Source organism: Bradyrhizobium sp. Kon58 (assembly GCF_055807455.1).
The window spans coordinates 1-2496 of the sequence record NZ_JBVVOT010000074.1; the positions used below are offsets into that span (position 1 = coordinate 1).

Annotated in this window: 1 protein-coding gene and 1 pseudogene; both read left to right on the top strand. The window is 61.5% G+C overall.

The annotated features are described in order from the left end of the window. Window positions 1–859 (top strand): IS91 family transposase (locus AC0L20_RS39415; protein WP_473295576.1); only part of this gene is annotated, 859 nt, incomplete at its 5' end. Between the two features lie 380 nt (window positions 860–1239). Next, window positions 1240–2496 (top strand): annotated as a pseudogene (locus AC0L20_RS39420) (IS701 family transposase); the annotation flags it as partial.

Here is a 2496-nt window from a genome sequence, read left to right on the forward strand (position 1 = left end):
CGTTTATGCGATCCTGTTCAAAGCCGCCGCCGAGGCAATGTCGACGCTCGCCGCCAATCCACGCCGGCTCGGCGCCGGGATCGGCGTCGTCGCCGTCCTCCACACCTGGGGGCAGGCGCTGACGCACCATCCCCACGTCCACTGCATCGTGCCGGGCGGCGGCCTCTCGCCCGATAACGCGCACTGGATCGCCAGCCGACCAAACTTCTTCCTGGCCGTCAAACCGCTCGCCCGGCTGTTCAGACGCCTGTTCCTCGAACGTCTGACCGCCGCCTTCGACGCCGGCACCCTGAACTTCTTCGGCGATCTCGCATCCCTGGCCGAGCCTGCTGCCTTCACAGCTCACCTCGTCGCCATGCGGCGCATCAGCTGGGTCGTCTACGCCAAACGGCCGTTCGGCGGCCCCGCGCAGGTGCTGGCCTATCTCGGCCGCTATACCCATCGCGTTGCAATCGCCAACAGCCGGCTCGTAGCCCTCGACCAGGATCACGTCGCCTTTACCTGGAAGGACTACCGCCAGAACGGCACGACAAAGATCATGAAGCTCAAGGCCGACGAGTTCATCCGCCGCTTCCTTCTTCACACGCTGCCCGATGGCTTCCATCGCATCCGCCACTTCGGCTTCATGGCCGACGGCCATCGCGCTGCCAGGCTCGCGCTTTGCCGTGCCCTTCTTGATCATGAGCGGACAGCGCCAAACAATATTGAGGCGTCGCCCGTGAGTTCGGCCCCTCCGACGCGGGCCGAGGTTCCTCCTTGTCCCGATTGTGGCGGCGTCATGCGCATCGTCGAGCGCTTTCGACACAGCTTCAATTGCTCCAGCCCTCGAACATCACCGTTCCAGTGCGACACATCGTGAGCCAGCTCATGCCATGTACGACAATCATCATGTGTCATCCCACTCCCAGCGGCTCGATCATCGTGGACGCTGTCGAATCCGTGCTGCCACATTGTGCGACAACAACCGCCCGATGCAGCGCTCCGCCCATCGCCACCGCTCGCAAAGCGCGTCTGATCCCAATCCATTGCCGATGCGCACATCTCGTGTCGCTGCCGCACACGCCGAGCCGGCAGACCGGGCGTTGCGATCTCCAACAATCCCCATAGCTGCAAACCCGCGCATACCCGCCCCGCGCCTTCGTTCAATCCGGCTTCAATGAGGTCGCACAACCGCACCTGCCGCACCATCGCGTGAACGCGACCTCACAGAACCCTCCAGATTCCCGAATCAATTTTTCAATGATTCATGGGTGGTCGGCTCTTGGAGGGCTGACCATGGCGGGATGGAAAGACGAACTCGAACGCTGGCTGATGCCGTTCTTGGACCGGTTGGGTCATAAGACTCGGCAGCGGATGTGTCCTCTGTATGTTGCGGGATTGATCGGTCCTGGCGATCGCAAGAGCGTTCAGCCGATGGCGGAGCGCCTTGCCACGGGCAACTACGACCAGCTGCATCATTTCATTGCGGACGGTGTCTGGGACGCGACGCCGCTGGAGACAGAGCTGCTCAACCAGGCGGACCGACTTGTCGGCGGCGAAGATGCGGTGCTGGTTATTGATGATACCTCACTGCCGAAAAAAGGTGAGCGATCGGTCGGTGTTGCGGCTCAATACGCGTCGGCTCTCGGTAAAACTGCAAATTGCCAAACGCTGGTGTCTTTAACGCTTGCGCGCGGCGAAGTGCCCGTGATGGTCGCGTTACGTCTCTTTCTGCCTGACAGCTGGACAAGCGACATACCTCGTTTGAAGCGCGCTCGCGTGCCAGTCGAACATCGAACGCCACGGTCCAAGCCGGAGATCGCTTTGGCCGAGATTGACCGCGCGATGGCAGCCAACGTGCGCTTTGGATGTGTGCTGGCGGATGCAGGATACGGACTTAGCGCACCGTTTCGACAAGGGCTAACAGAGCGCGGGCTGACCTGGGCTGTCGGCATCCCTCGGCACCTGAAGGTGTATCCGGTCGATGTGAAGCTCATTTGGCCGACCACCAAAGCCCGTGGCAAACCACGAAAGCACCACGTGCCCGATATCTTATCGATTGCGGCAGAACAAATGCTGGCCAGCGCCAAATGGAAACCGTGAGTTGGCGTAGCGGGACGAAAGGTCGGCTCAAAGCCCGATTTGCCGCTCTCCGTGTCCGCACGGCCGACGGCCCTCCTCGGCGGATTTGGGATAAGGGTCAGCAGCATCTCCCGGGCGACGAAGCCTGGTTCATTGGCGAGCAACGTGCCTCCGGGGAGAAGAAATACTATCTCGCCAATCTTCCGGCGGCGACGGATCTGCGCACCCTGGCCGCCAACATCAAGGCACGGTGGATTTGTGGGCAGGCGCATCAACAGTTGAAGGAAGAGCTTGGACTTGATCACTTCGAAGGGCGATCATGGCAGGGTCTTCATCGCCACGCCCTGATGACAATGATCGCCTACGCCTTCCTGCAACATCGTCGCCTCGCACACGCGGGGCGGAAAAAAAGAATCAACGGACCTCCGCCTCAGC